Annotated in this window: 10 protein-coding genes, 1 tRNA gene, 1 pseudogene and 2 CRISPR repeat arrays; of the genes and pseudogenes, 7 read left to right on the forward strand and 5 right to left on the reverse strand. The window is 72.8% G+C overall.

The genetic code is table 11. The annotated features are described in order from the left end of the window. Positions 1 to 38 precede the first annotated feature (38 nt). Entirely contained in the window at positions 39 to 491 is a 453-nt protein-coding gene (locus AC529_RS05110) for a GatB/YqeY domain-containing protein (protein WP_068754558.1), read from the reverse strand. Between the two features lie 174 nt (positions 492 to 665). On the opposite strand from AC529_RS05110, the gene AC529_RS05115 reads away from it, so the two are divergent. The 5 genes from AC529_RS05115 (at position 666) to AC529_RS05135 (ending at position 7,876) form a co-directional block, all read left to right on the forward strand. Beyond that, positions 666 to 1,601, forward strand: coding sequence for a metallophosphoesterase (locus AC529_RS05115; protein ID WP_068753936.1), 936 nt, complete (start codon positions 666 to 668; stop codon positions 1,599 to 1,601). Between the two features lie 190 nt (positions 1,602 to 1,791). Further along, a complete protein-coding gene (locus AC529_RS05120; protein ID WP_232306577.1) occupies positions 1,792 to 3,879 on the forward strand; it encodes a SpoIIE family protein phosphatase in 2,088 nt (695 codons plus the stop codon). 99 nt (positions 3,880 to 3,978) lie between these two features. After that, a tRNA-Pro gene (locus AC529_RS05125) sits at positions 3,979 to 4,055 on the forward strand. Positions 4,056 to 5,050: 995 nt separating this feature from the next. Next, positions 5,051 to 6,115: direct repeats of the CRISPR family, unit length 29 nt; unit sequence CGGACCATCCCCACGTGCGTGGGGAGCAC. 220 nt (positions 6,116 to 6,335) lie between these two features. Beyond that, positions 6,336 to 7,556: a helix-turn-helix domain-containing protein gene (locus AC529_RS05130; RefSeq protein WP_068753938.1), complete on the forward strand. Its 1,221-nt coding sequence runs from the start codon at positions 6,336 to 6,338 to the stop codon at positions 7,554 to 7,556. Positions 7,557 to 7,624: 68 nt separating this feature from the next. Beyond that, entirely contained in the window at positions 7,625 to 7,876 is a 252-nt protein-coding gene (locus AC529_RS05135; protein ID WP_157080050.1) for a hypothetical protein, read from the forward strand. A 1-nt stretch (position 7,877) separates the two neighbouring features. Beyond that, a CRISPR array of direct repeats spans positions 7,878 to 9,067; the repeat unit is 29 nt; unit sequence CGGACCATCCCCACGTGCGTGGGGAGCAC. 655 nt (positions 9,068 to 9,722) lie between these two features. On the opposite strand, the gene AC529_RS05140 is transcribed toward AC529_RS05135, so the two are convergent. Further along, a complete protein-coding gene (locus tag AC529_RS05140; RefSeq protein WP_068753943.1) occupies positions 9,723 to 11,150 on the reverse strand; it encodes a DHA2 family efflux MFS transporter permease subunit in 1,428 nt (475 codons plus the stop codon). 638 nt (positions 11,151 to 11,788) lie between these two features. Between AC529_RS05140 and AC529_RS05145 the strand changes: the two genes are divergently transcribed. Next, complete coding sequence (locus AC529_RS05145) at positions 11,789 to 13,036, forward strand: SEL1-like repeat protein (RefSeq protein ID WP_068753944.1); 1,248 nt, start codon at positions 11,789 to 11,791, stop codon at positions 13,034 to 13,036. A 132-nt stretch (positions 13,037 to 13,168) separates the two neighbouring features. Further along, positions 13,169 to 13,378: a hypothetical protein gene (locus AC529_RS05150; RefSeq protein WP_068753946.1), complete on the forward strand. Its 210-nt coding sequence runs from the start codon at positions 13,169 to 13,171 to the stop codon at positions 13,376 to 13,378. A 41-nt stretch (positions 13,379 to 13,419) separates the two neighbouring features. Here AC529_RS05150 and AC529_RS05155 read toward each other — a convergent pair whose 3' ends face one another. From AC529_RS05155 to AC529_RS05160, 3 genes and pseudogenes are all read right to left on the reverse strand, one after another. Continuing rightward, positions 13,420 to 13,707 (reverse strand): tetratricopeptide repeat protein, encoded by a 288-nt coding sequence (locus AC529_RS05155; RefSeq protein WP_068753948.1) that lies wholly within the window; start codon positions 13,705 to 13,707, stop codon positions 13,420 to 13,422. Between the two features lie 18 nt (positions 13,708 to 13,725). Beyond that, a pseudogene (locus AC529_RS21295) lies at positions 13,726 to 13,845 on the reverse strand (tetratricopeptide repeat protein); the annotation flags it as partial. Positions 13,846 to 13,869: 24 nt separating this feature from the next. Beyond that, a complete protein-coding gene (locus AC529_RS05160) occupies positions 13,870 to 18,051 on the reverse strand; it encodes a tetratricopeptide repeat protein (protein WP_157080051.1) in 4,182 nt (1,393 codons plus the stop codon). Between the last annotated feature and the right edge of the window lie 48 nt (positions 18,052 to 18,099).

The raw sequence follows: 18,099 nt of genomic DNA on the forward strand, positions 1-18,099 counted from the left end.
GGACGCGTCCCGGAGGGCCCCGCGCCGTCTGCGCCCGATCAGGACAGTTGGCTGCGCACCGCGTCGGCCACCCGGCGGCCGTCGGCCCGTCCAGCGGTCTTGGGGGTGAGGATCTTCATGACCTTGCCCATGCCCTTGACGTCGCTCACCCCGGCCTCCGCGATCGCCTCCCGCACCAGCGCCGCCAGCTCCTCGTCGCTCAACTGGGCGGGCAGGTAGGAGGCCAGCACCTCCCCCTCGGCGCGCTCGTCGGCGGCCTTGTCGGGACGTCCGCCCTGTTCGAACGCCTCGGCGGCCTCGCGGCGCTTCTTCGCTTCCCGGGTGATCACCTTGATGATGTCGTCGTCGCTGAGCTCACGAGCGGTCTCGCCCGCCACCTCCTCGTTGGAGATCGCGGTGAGCACCATGCGCAGGGTCCGGGTCCGCACCTGGTCCCGCGCCTTCATGGCGCTGGTGAGATCGGCTTTCAGGCGGGTCTTGAGTTCGGCCATGGAAGGGATCATAGGGTTCGCCCCCTCCCGGCCCCGAAGGGTTTTCCCCGGTGTCGGCCTCCCGGAGGGCCGCCGCGGCGCGCCCCCTCCGCCCCGCCCCGTGTTCTTTCGCCCGACCGGAACTCTTTCGTCCGACCGGACCCATACGGTGTCAGAATCTGACACCATCGTCCCATGACAGCTTCGGCGTTCGTGGACAGGACGGGCAGGGTGCTGCGCGGGATCGGCAAGGCCGCAGCGGTCACGGGGGCCGTCGGCGTCGCGGGGTTCGTGTACGCCTCCGTGGTGGAGCGCAACTGGTTCCGGCTGCGGCGCTACGAGATCCCGGTGCTCGCCCCGGGCAGCGACCGCCTGCGGGTGCTCCACCTCTCCGACGCCCACCTCACCCCGGGCCGCCGCATGCTCATCGACTGGATCCGGGGGCTCGACGCGTACGACCCCGACCTGGTGGTCAACACCGGCGACTCGCTGGCCCACCCCGAGGCGGTGGGCCCGTTCCTCGACGCGCTGGGGCCGCTGCTGGACCGGCCGGGCCTGTTCGTCTACGGCTCCAACGACCTGTTCTCCCCCCAGTTGAAGAACCCGGTCCGCTACCTGTGGCGCAGCAGCAAGACCGACTACAAGAAGCGCAAGGTCCCCGACCTGCCGTGGCGGGAGCTCGGCGCGGCCATGAGCGAGGCGGGCTGGCTCGACCTCAACAACCGGAAGGGCACCGTCAAGGCCGGGAACCTCACCCTCGCGGTGGCAGGGGTCCACGACTCCCACATCGGCCTGGACCGCTACGAGAAGATCGCGGGCCCCGCCGACCCCGAGGCCGACCTGCGCATCGGCGTCATGCACTCCCCCGAGCCGCGCAACCTGGACCGCTTCACCGCCGACGGGTACGAACTGCTGCTCGCCGGGCACACCCACGGCGGCCAGATCTGCCTGCCCTTCGCCGGGACCATCGTCACCAACTGCGGCATCGACCGCGCCCGCGCCTGGGGACTGAGCCGCAACGGCACGTCCTGGCTGCACGTGTCCGGCGGTCTGGGCACCTCCCCCTACGCCCCGGTCCGCTTCTGCTGCCGCCCCGAGGCCGCGATCCTCGACCTCGTGCCCCGTTCCTGAGCCGCCGCTCAGCCCTGGTCGGCCGACGACACGGCAGCACAGCACCACCCAGGCCTCTCCGACCGGATCCGCCGCTTCCCGGCGGATCCGGAAGCCGCGTCCTGCGCCCGTGCCCGATCTGCGCATACATCCCCGGGGCCGAGGCATACATGCAGGTAGAGCGCTCATTCTCCAAGGGTGGTGCGAGTGCGTGGAGCGAGCAGCGAAAACGGACGCGGCGGGGACCGGCCGGGACATCCGGCTCAGCAGTCCCACGCTGTCGATATTCGACCAGGTCCCGGTGGGGGTGTCGGTCACCCGCGGCCCGGACCACCGGCTGGTCTACGCCAACGCCGCCTATGAGGCGTTCTTCGGCCCCCGCCGCCGCGACAGACCCTTCCGGGAGGTCTTCGGCGACCTGGTCCAGACGGGCTACATCCTGCTGCTCGACCGCGTCATGACCTCCGGCGAGCCCGCCTTCCTGCCGGACGCCCCCGTGACCGCCGACTCCCCCGACGGCGGCCGCGAGGAACGCTACTTCAACATCAGCTTCTCCCCGGTCCAATTGGAGGGCGGGGAGCACGGGGTCCTGTCGGTCCTGCTGGACGTCACCGGCCGGATCAACGCCGAGCGGCGGGAGCGCGCCCTCCAGCGCTACGCCAGCCTCGTCCACTCCGAAACCGTGGTCGAGTGGACCGCCTCGCCCTCCGACGGCGCCATCCGGTGGACCCGCGGCTGGGAGGAGATCACCGGCCAGCGGCCGGAGGAGTACCAGGGCTACGGCTGGCTGGACGCGGTGGCCCCCGACGACCGGCCCGCGCTCGTGCTGGCCTGGTCCCGGGCGCTCGACCAGGCGACCACACCCCTGGAGCACACCTTCCGGGTGCGGGTCCGCGACGGCAGCTACCGGCACTTCCGCGTGCGCGCCGTCCCGGTGCGGGAGAACGGCTCCGTGGTGGAGTGGACGGGCACCTGTACCGACGTCGAGTTGCAGTGGCGCGAGCAGCGCCGCCGGACCCTGTTCGACCGCGCCTCCGCCGCCCTCGCCGACGCCACCCGGCTGGAGGACATGCTCACCGCGTTGACCCACGTGGTCGTGCCGGAGCTGGCCGACGCCTGCGCGGTCCACCGGATCTCCACCTCCGAGAGCAGCTCGGTCCGGCGTCCGTTCCTCGTCGAACGCATCGCCCTGGCCCAACGGGAGGATTTTCCCGAGCCGCCGGCGCGGCACGGGACCCGCTTCGCCGTCGACGGCGCGTTCGTCCACGCGATCCGGCAGCACCGCCCCCTGCACCGGGTGTTCCCGGTGGGCCAGCCGCCCGCGGACTTCCTCTCCCCCGAGACGGTGGACTGGCTCGTGGAGATCGACGCCAACAGCGTGGCCATCCTCCCCCTGGTCATCGAGGGGAAACTGGTCGCCTCGCTGTCCGCGGTGGCCTGCGGCGGCCGGGAACCGCTCGGCCAGGACGCCACCGACCTGCTGTCGGACCTGCTGGATCACCTACGGCCCGCCGTCGACGCCTTCGCGAGCTTCCAGCGCACCCAGCGCGTGGCGCTGGCCCTGCAACGCAGCCTGCTCCGGGAGCCGCCCCAGATCCCGGGCATGCCCATGGCCGGCCGCTACCTGCCCAGCCCGACCTCCGCCGACGTGGGCGGCGACTGGTACGACGCCTTCGTGGCGGACGGCACCGTCGCGCTCGCCATCGGCGACGTCGCCGGGCACGACCTGTCCGCCACGATCGCCATGAGCCAGTTGCGCAACATGCTGCGCGCCTTCGCCGTCGACCACCCGCAGGACCCCGCGGAGGCGCTACGCCGCCTGGACAACGCGATGGAGCGCTCCGGGGAGTACCAGGGCACGGCGACCTGCGTCCTCGCCCGGGTCTCCCTCGACAGCGACGGCAACTGGCAGGTGCGCTACTCGGTGGCCGGACACCTGCCGCCGCTCCTGATCCACCCCGACGGGCGGACGCGCTTCCTGGAGGACTCCCACGACCTCCTCCTCGGCGTGGACCCCCAGTCCCCCAGGACCAGCGCGGTGGAGCCGCTGCCGCCGGGCGCCACCCTGCTGCTCTACACCGACGGCCTGATAGAGCACGCCGACGAACCGCTCGACAGGGGCCTCGACCGTCTGGCCCGCCACTGCGCGGCGCTCGCGGACTCCCCCCTGGACGAGCTCTGCGACCGGCTGCTCAGCGACCTGCCCATCGCCGGGAACGACGACATCACGCTGATCACCCTGCGCCTGGACTCCGCCACCCCCGACATCGCCTCGGTGCTGCGCACGCTCTCCGAGTGAGGCCCCGGCCCCTGCCCGGCACGGCCACGTGTCCGGGTTGCCCGGTCGTGCTCGCTGTGCGAGCACCCCGCAATGTCCGCTAGACTGGCATCGGTGCTTCGGGGTGTAGCGCAGCTTGGCAGCGCGCTTCGTTCGGGACGAAGAGGTCGTGGGTTCAAATCCCGCCACCCCGACCAGCGCAGAAGGCCGGTTCGGAAGAACCGGCCTTCTTGGCGTCTCCGAGAGCGGGTGTCCTGCGGGGAAGACGCCACGCCGCCTTCCCCTGCCGGGACCGTTGTCAGCGTTGAACCATCCCCTCTCTGCTTCGGCCGGGAGGCCCGGCAGCCCTGACCGCTCTTCGCGCGCGGGAGGGGTTATCGGGTGGCGGGTTTCCAGGGGTGCAGCGCCGGGGGAAGGGGAGCCGCCGGATTCCCGGAAGGCGAAGCGCTACGGGAAGCCGACAACCCCTCAAGTACCGAAGCGGTGGTCAAGGCTGCCGGGCCTCCCGGCCGAAGCGGACGGGCGGTGAACTGCCTCCCACCAGCCCCGACCAGGCCACGAAGCTGCGGCACCACTTCCCCGTCTCCCATGGCCCTAGAGGCAGAACGGCCATCTGTTTTGCCCCCAGGGCCATGATCGTCAAGCCCGTGCCGGCGGTCGTCCGCAGAATCCGGCGGCAAGAGGGCCTCCGCCGGCTCCACGGACCAGCAGGAGGCGCCTTGGACAGCAGGCAGGACACCGAGCAGCCAGGCTGAGACCGTGGGGCTGTGAGACGTTTCCTGACGGCAGGGATGCTCCCCGCGCATGCGGGGTGTTCTGGGACGCAGCAACGGTTTCTGTCCGCTTCGGCCGCAAGGCCCGGCAGCCTTGACCACCGCTCCGGCACCTGAGGGACCGTCGGCTTCCCGCAGCGCTGCACCACCCGGGAACCCGCTCCTGGACACCCAACCATCCACACCTCTCCCAGCGCTTCACCGGCCAGAGTGCCTGCCGTCCGACGGCCCTCCCCCGGCCTTCCCCAACCCCCCGCCACCTGGGAACCCACGGCCGACAACCCCTCCCACGCCCATGGGACGGTCAAGGCCGCCGCGCCTCACGGCCGAAGCAGACGGAGACCATCACCGCAACACAGCCACTCCCACATGTGTGGGAAGCAACGGGCAAACTTCGACGCCGCTGACGACAACGCGGCCGGACCACCCCCACGTGCGTGGGGAGCACCCGCGCATCGTCTCGATCAGCGGGTCCAGGACCGGACCATCCCCACGTGCGTGGGGAGCACTCCCGCTCCGGTTTGGGGACGCGGCGCACCAGCGGACCATCCCCACGTGCGTGGGGAGCACACCAGTTCAGGGGTCGGGAACGCAGGTGCCCGCGGACCATCCCCACGTGCGTGGGGAGCACAGGAGCGCCGCCTCATCGCCGCCGCCCGCGACGGACCATCCCCACGTGCGTGGGGAGCACCGCGACCTCCGTCCCGACCGGCCGCGGCGGTTCGGACCATCCCCACGTGCGTGGGGAGCACGCTTCACCGCCGAATTGGTCCCGGCCCTGGATCGGACCATCCCCACGTGCGTGGGGAGCACGCACCGAGGGCGGCAACGGCGGCGTCGTCGGTCGGACCATCCCCACGTGCGTGGGGAGCACTTGCCCCGGTTTCTGGTTTTCGATAAGGGAAGCGGACCATCCCCACGTGCGTGGGGAGCACCAGCCGTCGCGGTCCTCCAGGGTGATGACCGGCGGACCATCCCCACGTGCGTGGGGAGCACGAGTCCAACCTGGTGACCTGGTAGACCCCCGCCGGACCATCCCCACGTGCGTGGGGAGCACAGTCCCGGTCGGCATCGCCAGGCCGGGGCGGTTGGACCATCCCCACGTGCGTGGGGAGCACCCGATCAGCCGGACCAGCGCCCGGGCCAAGCGCGGACCATCCCCACGTGCGTGGGGAGCACTCGGCGGCATCCTGCCAGCGGGCGGCGTTGAGCGGACCATCCCCACGTGCGTGGGGAGCACGTCACAGCGGCCACGTGGCGGTCGCCGTCCCGCGGACCATCCCCACGTGCGTGGGGAGCACCGCCCTCGTCGGGATGCAGCCCGGCGAGGGCACGGACCATCCTCACGTGCGTGGGGAGCACTCGCGCCAGTAGGCCCGCACGAGCGCCAGCTCCGGACCATCCCCACGTGCGTGGGGAGCACGGGATCATCGCGTTGACGATCCGCAGCACGTCCGGACCATCCCCACGTGCGTGGGGAGCACCGGGGCAGGGAAGCCCAGGTCATCAACTGGGACTTCCCCGAGCGCGAGGACGACGGGCGGTTTGAGAGGGAACTCGCCGTTGCGGACCAGGGACTTCCCCGAGCGCGAGGACGACGGGGGGTTGTAGTCAACAGCATGCGCGTGCAGTGAGGGACTTCCCCGAGCGCGAGGACGGCCCTGCCTATCCTGAAAGCAGCGAACCACAGGAAGGGCAGGGCCTATGCCAGCAGAGTACCCCGAGCCGCTATCGTTCGGTCAGCGCCTCAAAATCCAACGCACCCGCCGCGGGATGACCCGCGAAGTCCTCGGCGGACTCGTCGGCCGATCCGCATCCTGGGTCAAAGCCCTCGAAACCGGCCGACTCAAAGAACCCCGACTCCCCGTCCTCCTCCAACTCGCCGAAGCCCTACGCGTCCGCGACCTCGCCGACCTCACCGGCCACGCCAACCAGCACGTCGACCTGTTCACCGGCCCCAGCCACCGGTATCTGCCCGCCGTGCGCGCCGCGATCGACTCGCTCATCATCACCACCGACCGCCAAGCCCCACCCGTCGAGCACCTACGCGCCCGACTCGACCACGCCTGGGCGGCAAGGCACGCCTCCCCCTACCACCGGGAAGTCCTCGGCGAACTCCTACCCGGTCTCATCGGCGACGCCCAACTCGCCGCAGCCCAAGCCGAAGGCGGGGAACGTAAACGCGCCCAGGCGCTGCTCTCAGAGGTGTACTCGCTGGCGCAGTTCTTCCTCGCCTACCAGACCGGCGCGGGCGAGCTGCTGTGGCGGGTCGCCGAGCGCGGCATCATCGCCGCCCAGGACTCCGGGAACCTGCACGCCATCGGTGTCGCGTCCTGGCTGCTCGCTGAGGCGCACCGAGACTCGGGGCAGTGGGACGCCGCCGACACGGTCATCACCCAGGCGCTCGAACTCGTCGAGCGGCATCTGGACGGCGCCGACACCCAGACCGCGGCCATGCGTGGCGCGCTACTGGCCGAGGCCGCCTACACCGCTGCCCGGCGCGGGGACACCGGGACGGCGTGGAACCGGTGGGACGCCGCCCACGCGGTCGCGGAGCGGCTACCCGACGCCTACTACCACCCCGTCACGTCGTTCTCCCGCGCGGTGATGGGGGCGCACGCCGTCACCACCGCCGTCGAACTCCGCGCCGGCCGGGAAGCCGTGCGCCAAGCGCGGGCCGCTACCGGCGCGATCCCGTCCCGGCCGCGCCGGGCCAGGCACGAGATCGAGGTGGCGCGCGCCCACCACCTCGCCGGGGACCCGGTGGCGGCGCTGGCGACGTTGGAAGCCGCGTTCGAGGCTGCGCCGGAGACCATCCGCTACAACGGGTATGCGCGGCGGATCATCCTGGAGGAGGTCGAGACGCGGCGGGGGATGGTGCGGCAGCGGGCCGCGGCGTTGGCTGCGCGGGTCGGCATGGACTAGCAGAGAGACACAGGTGGGGGCACAAACTGTGCCCCTGCCTCTGGTGTCTCGTGTCTACCGTGGGTGTCATGACCGCGACAGACCCCCTACAGGACGCGCTGGCCCGCCTCCGCCTCGATTTCCCGCTGTGGGAGATCACCTACGACCCCAACCGCGAAACCTGGCGGCGGTGGCGCGCCTGGCGACACGACCCGCTCACCGAGGTCGAGGCCCAGCAGCATCGGCGGCGGGAGATCGTCGCGCCGACCATGGACCGGCTGCTCGCCGACCTGGGGGCGGAGCAGCGGGCGCAGGACATCCTGAGGGCGTCGTCGCAGTAGGCGGACCATCCCCACGTGCGTGGGGAGCACTCGGCGCGGCGGCTGGCGTACCAGCCGCCGTCCGGACCATCCCCACGTGCGTGGGGAGCACTCCAGGACGGGCAGGTAGCGGGCGATGGTGCTCGGACCATCCCCACGTGCGTGGGGAGCACAGCTGGTCACTGACCAGTTCCACGACGTCGGCCCGGACCATCCCCACGTGCGTGGGGAGCACAGCTGGTCACTGACCAGTTCCACGACGTCGGCCCGGACCATCCCCACGTGCGTGGGGAGCACGATCCGGTTCCGGTGTACTCCCTGCTACCTGACGGACCATCCCCACGTGCGTGGGGAGCACCAGGGTAGGCCCCGCACCACCTGGTGCGGGGCCGGACCATCCCCACGTGCGTGGGGAGCACTCATTAAGAATCGTTTCGTCGCGAGACATTTCCGGACCATCCCCACGTGCGTGGGGAGCACCGCAGTCGTGCCGATCCCCATCACGGCCAGGGCGGACCATCCCCACGTGCGTGGGGAGCACGGCGCCCAGTCGTTCTCGATCTGCTCCTCGATCGGACCATCCCCACGTGCGTGGGGAGCACCAGTCCGCGAACCTGGTCCCGAACTCGGCGACCGGACCATCCCCACGTGCGTGGGGAGCACTCGATCGCGCACCACGTCGCGGCCAAGACATCCGGACCATCCCCACGTGCGTGGGGAGCACCCGTTCTGCAAGGAATTCCCGCTGCCTAAGCCCGGACCATCCCCACGTGCGTGGGGAGCACGGCAGCGGCTCGCCCAGGAGGGCGACGCGATGCGGACCATCCCCACGTGCGTGGGGAGCACGTGGCATCACGCTTCAGCGTGCGGCCGAAGTGCGGACCATCCCCACGTGCGTGGGGAGCACAGCCTTTTACCTGCTGATTCTCCCCTAGTCGGCGGACCATCCCCACGTGCGTGGGGAGCACATCCGCGAGCGCAGCGCCCGCACACCGGCCGCCGGACCATCCCCACGTGCGTGGGGAGCACGGCGCCGACGGGTCGGGGGGGGTGCGGCTAGGGGGACCATCCCCACGTGCGTGGGGAGCACCCGGGCATCGCGCACGCGCGCGCCGTGGCGGACGGACCATCCCCACGTGCGTGGGGAGCACACGGGCACCCTCCCCCAACGCACTTGGCAGGCCGGACCATCCCCACGTGCGTGGGGAGCACAGAAGCTGACCTGCGATTTCTCAGGGCGTTATCTTGGCGTGACCAACCACACGGGCAGCCTCCGGCTGTGGAGTCAGCCTAGGCCAATTTCGCGGTAGAACGCTGCCGTTCCGGTTGGTTGGTCGGATCCTGGAGGTGCAGGCACGAAACCCCTAGTGGGGCAATGCGGGCGGGGAAGCCTCCAGTCTGCTTCGGCCGGGAGGCCCGGCAGCCTTGACCGCCGCTCCGGTACCTGAGGGACCGTCGGCTTTCCGCAGCGCTTCGCCATCCGGGAACCCGGCGGCTCCCCTTCCTCAGCGCTGCACCCCCGTTCTTCCCTGGTGCTTCACCGCCTGGGACCCCGGCGGCCGACAGCCCCTCCCGTACCCGCGGGGTGGTCAGGGCTGCCGGGCCTCCCGGCCGAAGCAGGCGGAGACGGTCACTGCGGCACGGACACCGCCCCACGTGCGTGGGAAGCGGACTTTCGGGCATTCGTGCTCACGAGAAAGCAGCGGACCATTCCCGCGTGGGGACACAGAAACCGAACTGTGGTTTCTCGGGTGTTGTCTTCCCGCGGCCAGCCTCGCGGGCAGGTTCTGCCCGTGGAACTGCCCCGGGCCACCCTCTCGGGAGAATCCCCCGTTCCGGCTCGCTCGTCCGGGCACCGCGGTTCCGGTTATCCGGCCGTTCCGGTCCGGTCGGGGGGTGAGGCGAGGCGGTCGTCCCGGAAGTTGGCGACCATGGCGAGGCCGAAGACGAGGACCGCGGCGTGCAGGGCCAGGGAGAGGCCCATCGCGGTGGCGAAGCTGGTGTGTTGCAGTCCGATCTGCATGGCCGCGCCGAGTGCGGCGACACCGAGTACCGCGCCGACCTGGCGGGCGGTGTTGTACACGCCGGACCCGGCTCCCAGGAGGTCGGTGGGGAGCTGGCGCATGCTGATGGCGGCGTTGGCCGACCAGCACATGGCGTTGGCGACGCCCATGAGGACCAGGGGGACGACCAGCCAGCCGAACGGGACCTCCTGGCTGATGAGCACGACGTACAGCACCACGGCGGTGATCATCGAGGAGAAGCCGATCTTCGAGATCCGTCCCGGGGCCAGGCGGTCCGCGAGGCGGCCGACCGCCGGGGCCAGCGTCACCGAGACGATGCCGGTCGGCAGCAGCAGGAGGCCCGCGGTCTGGGCCGACAGGCCGACCCCCAGTTGCAGGTACATCATGACGGGCAGGTTCACCGAGTAGACGGTGAAGCCCAGGGTGGCGATGGACAGGGTGCCGAAGCGGAAGTTGCCGATGCGGAACAGCCGCGGCGGCACCAGGGCGTCGCTGCCGCGCCGCTCCGCCCGCTTCTGCAACCGGACGAAGAGCACCAGCGCGAGGAGCCCGACGGCGAGCACCCCCCACAGCCACAGCGGCCAGCCCAGGTCCGGCCCCTGTTGCAGGGTGAACACGATCCCGAGCACGGCGACCAGGGACACCACGGCGCTGACCAGGTCGATCCAGCCCACACCGGTGGGCAGCCGCGGCACCCACAGCGTGACCAGCGTCAGCGAGAGCAGTCCCAGGGGGAGGTAGAGGAGGAAGACCCAGCGCCACCCGGCTCCTCCGGCCAGCAGGCCGCCGATGACGGGGCCGAAGAGGCCCGCCGAGCTGGCGACCGCGCTCCAGACGCCCATCGCGGCGCCCCGGCGGTTGCGGGCGAAGACCCGGTTGATCACGCTCAGGGGCTGCGGGTTGAGCAGGGAGGCGCCGAACCCCTGGACGGCCCGGGCCAGGATGAGGGTCTCGATCGTCGGCGCGAAGGCGCACGCGGCCGCGGCCAGCGTGAACAGGACCATGCCCGCCAGGTACACGGCGCGCTGCCCGAAGCGGTCTCCCAGGCGCCCGGTGACCAGGAGCGGAACCGCGAAGGTCAGCAGGTAGCCGGCGGAGACCCAGACCGCCTGGTTGACGCTGTTGCCCAGGTCCTCGGTGATCTGGGGCAGGGTGACCGCCACGAGGGACTGGTCCAGCAGGGTGATGAACAGGCCGACGCACAGTGCGCTGAGCGCTTTCCACGCCTGCTTCTCCGACACCGGCGGCGCGGCGGAGGCTGGGGAGGGCATTCCTGGCACGCTGTTCCGCCTCTCTGGGAGATCAGGGAACGGTGAGCGCGAACAGGCGCTCCGGGCGGCGAACCGGCTGGTCAGAGCCTTACCGGGGGTGACCTTCCGGGGCCGGCCCGCGCTTTCCAGCATGCCGGACGCCCGCTGCACGCCGGACACCGGCCCGGGTGCCTGTGCACCGGAGTGCCCGGACCGCCGTTCCCGCCGGGCCTGCCGTCCCGGCCGTGGCACGGTCCGCTCCCGGCCGTGCGGGAGGCTCCGCCCTCTCGCTCCCGCCCGGAATCCGGCCGGGCACCGATACGGCCCTTTCCGAAAAGGCGTCGAAAGGTGGCCGCTTTTCCCGTCGGTCCGGCCGACCGCCGTTGTCCCCGAAGACGTCCGCGTCGGATCCGTCCCCGGAGAAGAAATTCATACGGTTTGCCGTGATTTGTGTAAGAGAATGGACGCGCTACGACCACGAGTCGGGAAACGAACGGATGAACGCGGGCTGCCACCGCTCTTCGGCCGCCACCGCACCGCCCCGTTGCCCGCCCAGGCCCCTTGCCCCGGTCCGTCACGGCGTCGACGCGGCAGTGTCTCCTCCGCCCCGTCCCCGTCGAGCGGGGCGCGCCGCCGCACTCACCAGTACAGGGAATCCCATGGAGCAGCAGTACCGGACCGCCGCCGAGGCGGGCGACCCGGAGGCCATGCGCAACCTCGGCGCCCTCCTCCACCAGCGCGGGGCGGTCGGCGAGGCCGAGACCTGGTACCGCCTCGCCATCGACAGGACGGGCGACCCGGCGGCCATGGGCTTCCTCGGCGCCCTCCTCCACCAGCGGGGGGAGGTCGCCGAGGCCGAGCAGTGGTACCGCCGCGCCGTGGCGGCGGGCCACAGCGGTGCGGAGTACAACCTCGGTCTGCTGCTGGAGCGGCGGGGCGAGGACGAGGAGGCGGAGCAGTGGTGGCGCAAGGCCGCCGAAGCGGGCGAGGCCCCCGCGATGCTCTCCCTCGGCGCCCTGGCCAGGCGGCGGGGGGAGGTCTCCGAGGCCGAGCAGTGGTGGCGGCGCGCGGCCAGAGCGGGCCTCCCCGAGGCCATGCGCAGTCTCGGCGCTCTGCTCGCCAGGAGGGGCGAAGCCCAGGAGGCCGAGTTCTGGTACCGCTGCGCCCTCGACCGGACCGACCATGCCGCCGTGATGGTCGACCTCGCGTTCCTCCTGCACCAGCAGGGCGAGACCGCGGAGTCCGAGCACTGGTGGCGGCAGGCCGCCGAGAGGGGCCACGTCGAGGCGGCGTACAACCTCGGTCTGCTGCTGGAGCGGCGGGGCGAGGACGAGGAGGCGGCCCAGTGGTACCGCCGCGCGGCCGAGGCGGGCGACTCCGACGCCGTGCGCAACCTCGGCCTGCTGCTCCACCGGCGGGGCGAGGACGAGGACGCGGAGCAGTGGTGGCGGCGCACCGCCGAGGCGGGGGACGCCGCAGCGATGTACCTGCTCTCTCTCCTGCTGGAACAGCGGGGGAAGGTCGCGGAGGCCGAGCAGTGGTACCGCCGCGCGGCCGAGCGGGGCCACCTCGACGCGATGTTCAACCTCGCGTTCCTCCTGCACCAGCGGAGCGAGACCGCAGAGGCGGAGCGGTGGTGGCGCAAGGCCGCCGAGGCGGACCACCACGGGGCCATGGTCAACCTCGGCTTCCTCCTCGCCGACCGGGGCGAGGCCGACGCGGCGGAGCGGTGGTGGCGCCGCGCCGCCGAGGCGGGCGATCCCGACGCCATGCGCAACCTCGGCCTCCTGTGCCACCAGCGGGGGGACTGCGACGGGGCCGAGCGGTGGTGGCGCAGGGCCGCCGAGGCGGGCCAGTCCCATGCCGTGGCGGACCTGGCCGCGCTCTGCGCGACGCGGGAGCGGTAGCGGTCCGCGGTGTCGCACGCCAGGGCTCCGCCGTCCGCCCGGCGACCGTCTGCCCGGACGGCTGCGGGCAACGAGGAGAATCGCGGAGAACCGTGTGCGCTCCACTGCGGTGGACACGTCCGGGGTGGCCCGGTGGTCTTCGCCGACGCGGTGTTCTCGGGTACCACGGTGCACTTCACCGCCGCGGTGTTCGCCGACGGCACGGTCGGCTTCGACGGCTACTTCCCGGTCTCGGGGGTGTGTCCGAAAGGGCTGGGGGAGGCCGCGGCGGCCGCAGCGGCCGCAGCGGGGACGGTACGGCTGCCGGAGGCGTGGCGCCGCTCCCCGGCCGCCGAGGAGTGACCTCCGGGCCTCGGGGCAGGGCGGCCCGCACCGGGGCGGGACTACTCGTTCCCGTCGACGTCGTCGAGTCGGCGGCGCCACTGCTCGGCTTCTGCCTGCCGCCCCTGCTCCTCGTAGAGCGCGGCGAGGTTCTCCACGGCTGCGATGTCGCCCTCTTCGGCGGCGCGGCGGTACCACCGCTCCGCCTCGTCGGCCTCGCCCCGCTCGCGGAGCAGGGCGGCGAGGCCGCTCATGGCCTCGGTGTCGCCGTTCTCTGCGGCCCGCCGGTACCAGGACGCGGCCTCGTCGAGCTCGCCCTTCTTCTGGAGCAGGGCGGCGAGGCCGTTCACGGCCTCGGTGTCGCCGTTCTCTGCGGCGCGTCGGTACCAGGTCTCGGCCTCGTCGACCTCGCCCCGCTCGCGGAGCAGGACGGCGAGGTTGTGTCCGGCGTCGGGGTGGCCCGCGTCGGCGGCGCGGCGGTACCACCGCTCCGCCCCGTCGTCCCCGTTCCGCTATTTGAGCAGGCCGAGCCGGTTCATGGCCTCGGCGTGGCCCGCCTCGGCGGCCTGCCGCCACCACTGTTCGGCCTCCGCTTCCCGGCCCCGGGTCTCCAGCAGGACGGCGAGACGGTGCATGGCGTCGGCGTGGCCCGCGTCGGCGGCGCGCCGGTACCAGGTCTCGGCCTCGTCGGTCTCGCCCCGCTGCTGCAACAGCAGGCCGAGGTCGCCCATGACGTCGGTGCGGCCCGCCTCCGCGGCACAGCGGTACCAGGACTCGGCGTCTTCGTCCTTGCCCTGTTGGGCGAGCAGGGACCCCAGGTGGGCCATGGCGTCGGGGTCGCCGGTCTCCGCGGCCTGCCGCCACCACTGCTCGGCCTCCTCGTCCTCCCCGCGCTCGGCGAGCAGCACGCCGAGGTTGGTCATGGCGTCCGTGTGGCCCGCGTCGGCGGCCTGCCGCCACCACTGCTCCGCCTCGTCGACCTCCCCGCGCTCGTGGAGCAGCAGGCCGAGGTTGGCCATGGCGCCGGGATGGCCCGCGTCGGCGGCCCGCCGGTACCAGGGCTCCGCTCCGGTCTCGTCGTTTCGCCGCTGGTACAGGACGCCGAGGTTGAACATGGCGCTGGGATGGCCCGCGTCGGCGGCCTGCCGCCACCACTGCTCCGCCTCGTCCATCCGGTCCCGCTGGGCGAGGAAGAGGGCGAAGCTGTTCACGGTGTCGGGGTCGCCCGCGTCGGCGGCCCGCCGGTACCACCGCTCGGCCTCGTCAAGGTCTCCCCGCCGTTCCCGCAGGATGCCGATGTTGACGACGGAGTCGGGGTCGCCCGCCTCCGCGGCGCGCCGCCACCACCGCTCGGCCTCCTCGTCCTCACCGCGCTCGGCGAGCAGGACGCCGAGGTTGCCCATCGCGGGCATGTTCCCCTGTTCGGCGGCGCGGCGGTACCACTGCTCGGCCTCGTCCCACTCGCCCCGTTCGGCGAGCACGACCCCGAGGGTGAACATGGCGTCGGGGTGGCCCGCGTCGGCGGCGCGCCGGTACCAGAACTCCGCCTCCTCGAGCTCGTTGCGCTCCTTGTACCGGGCACCGAGGTTGAGCATGGCGCCGGTGTCGCCCTGCTCGGCGGCGCGCCGGTACCAGGTCTCGCCCTCCTCCGTCTCGCCCCGTTCCACGAGCAGGAGGCCCAGGTTGACCATGGCGTCGGGGTCGCCCGCCTCGGCGCCCCGCCAGTACCACCCCTCCGCCGCGCCGAGGTCCCCGCGCTCGGCGGACAGGACCCCCAGGTTGTACATCGCGCCCGCGTGGCCCGCCACGGCGGCGTGCCGCCACCACTCCTCGGCCGCGGTCTCCTCGCCCCGTTGGCGGAACAGGCCGCCGAGGTTGTTCATGGCGCCCGCGTGGCCCGCCTCCGCGGCGCGGCGGTACCACTCCTCGGCCGCGGCCTCCTCGCCCTGTTCGGCGGCCAGCAGGACGCCGAGGTTGTACGCCGCGTCGACGTTGCCCGCCTCGGCGGCCCGCCGGTACCACTGCTCGGCCTCGTCCCACTCGCCCCGCTGTTTGAGCAGGAATCCGAGGTTGACCATGGCGTCGACGTCGCCCGTCTCGGCGCCCCGCCGGTACCATCCCTCCGCCGTGTCGAGGTCCCCGCGTTCGGCGGCCCGCAGGCCCAGGTTGAACATCGCGTCGGAGTTGCCCGCCTCCGCGGCGCGGCGGTACCACTCCTCGGCCGCGGCCTCCTCGCCCCGTTCGGCGGCCAGCAGGCCGAGGTTGACCGCGGCTCCGGAATGCCCCTTCTCGGCGGCGCGCCGCCACCACTCCTCGGCCTTCTCGGTCTCGCCGCGCTGGTGGAACAGGTAGCCGAGGCCGAGCATGGCCTCGGGGTCGCCCTTGTCGGTGCCGCGCAGGTACCACCGCTCGGCCCTCTCGTCCTCTCCGCGCCGCCGGTACAGCAGGCCGAGGTTGACCACGGCTCCGGAATGGCCCTCCCCGGCGGCGCGCCGCCACCACCGCTCGGCCGCGGCCTCGTCGCCCCGTTCGGAGGCCAGCAGGCCCAGGTTGGCCATGGCGTCGACGTCGCCCGCCTCGACGGCGCGGTACCACCACCGCTCCGCCTCGTCGACCTCGCCCCGCTCGCGGAGCAGGACGGCGAGGTGGTTCATGGCGGTGGAGTGGCCCGCCTCGGCGGCACGCCGGTGCCAGGACTCGGCCGTGGCGGGGTCCCCGCGCTCGGCGGCCAGGAGGCCGAGGCTGAACAGGGCGTCGGTGTCGCCCGCCTCCGCGGCGCGGCGCCACCACCGCTCGGCCTCCTCGATCTCGTTCCACTGCTGGTGCAGCACGCCGAGGGTGACCATGGCCCGGGGGTGGCCCGCGTCGGCGGCCCGCCGCCACCGCTGCTCCGCCTCGTCCGTCTCGCCGCGCTCGGCGAACAGGACGCCCAGGTTGTACTCGGCGCCGGAATGGCCCGCGTCGGCGGCCCGCCGGTACCACTGCTCCGCCTCGTCCGTCTCGCCCTGTCCGGCCGCCAGGACCCCGAGGTTGAACATCGCGCCCGCGTGGCCCGCCTCGGCGGCCCGCCGCCACCACTGCTCGGCCTCGACCCACTCGCTCCGCTCCGCGTACAGCACGCCGAGGTGGTGGGCGGCTCCGGGGTGGCCCGCCTCGACGGCGCGGCGCCACCACCGCTCGGCCTCCGCGGCCGCGCCCCGCTCGGCGTCCAGGACGCCCAGGTTGAACAGGGCTCCGGAGTCGCCCGCCTCCGCGGCGCGCCGCCACCACCGCTCCGCCTCCGCGGCCGCGCCCCGCTCGGCCAGCAGGACGCCGAGGTTGCCCATGGCCCGAGGGCTCCCCGTGGCGCCGACGGCGCGGCGGTACCAGGACTCGGCCTCGTCCTGCCGCTTCTGCTCGTGCAGCAGGACGCCGAGGTAGTACGCGGCGCCGGGGTGGCCCGCCTCGGCGGCGCGGGTCCAGGCGGTCTCGGCGGTGTCGAGAAGACCGCGGTCGTAGGCGGCGAGGCCGACGGCGACGTGCGTCTCGGGCCGGTCGGCGCGGTCCAGGGCCAGACGCCACAGGCCGTCGGGGACGGGGGTGTCGGTCTGGTCGACGAGGTAGTCGAAGGGCCGCCACCCCGCCGGTCCCTGCTTTCCGCCGACGGTGATGGGCAGCAGCAGGCCGCAGGTGCCCTCGTGGAGCCGGGCGGCCCAGGAGAGGGCCTCGTCGAAGGGTTCGGGGTGCAGGTGCGAGGGCAGGTCGTAGAGTTCGTGGGCGGCCTCCAGCAGGGTGCGGTCGGCGTGTTCGACGCCGATGCGGGCCAGGTCGACGGCCGCGGCCACCACCCGGAACGCCCGCGGATGCCCGCCCTCGTCTCCGGACTGGTCCTGCTGGGCGCGCCACAGGTCGTGCAGTGCGGGGGCCGAGGACAGGTACTCGCCGACCCCGTGCCCGTAGCCCAGGCGCTGGCGGCGCGCCGCGTCCGCCACGGCCGCGTCCCCGCAGGACTGGGCGCGGTCCAGTTCCGCGTCGTTCCACTGCCGGGCCACCTCCACCGTGCGGGCTCCGGACAGCAGACGCCGTTCCTCCTCGGCCACGCTCCAGCCGCCCGCGTCGTCGGTGCGGGTCAGGACGGGGCTGGTGATGCGGGCGTAGGCGCTCTGGCGGATCGTGGCCACGACCACCGCGCCCGCCTCGTCGAACTGCTCCAGCAGGGCCGGGGTGAGACGGGCGCCTTCGTTGAGGTGCCGGTCGAGGTCGTCCAGCCACACCACCGCGCGCCTGCCGCTCCGGGCGTGGTCGGCCACCGCGGCCGCGAGCAGGGTCAGGTCGGTGCCCGGGTCGGGCACGAACACGTCCCGGTAGGCGAGCCGGGCGTCCACCGCCCGCCAGGCCGCCCGGGTCTTCCCCGCGGCGGACTGGCCCACCACCAGCACCATCCCGCCGTGCGTGACCGCGTGGTCCAGGAGCCGGACCAGTTCGGTGTCGCAGTCCCGGGGCACGTAGCACGGCAGTCCTCGCCTGGAGGGGTGGACGCCCACCCACAGCGGGTCCACCGTGGTGACCGGCGCCGACCACCACTGCGGGCCGCGCCGCCGCCTGTCCGCCGGTTCGGCTGCGTACCCGCCGGACCCCGGCCCCCAGAGCCCCACGCCTCCCACGATCAGCAGGGCGAGCGCCACTGCGGAGGAGAACTTCTTCGATCGACCCACAGCGGGTCATCTTTGCAGCACTTGTTGAGAATTCCTACCGTTTTCCCG

Source organism: Thermobifida cellulosilytica TB100, from assembly GCF_001517975.1.
Taxonomy (GTDB): Bacteria; Actinomycetota; Actinomycetes; order Streptosporangiales; family Streptosporangiaceae; genus Thermobifida; species Thermobifida cellulosilytica.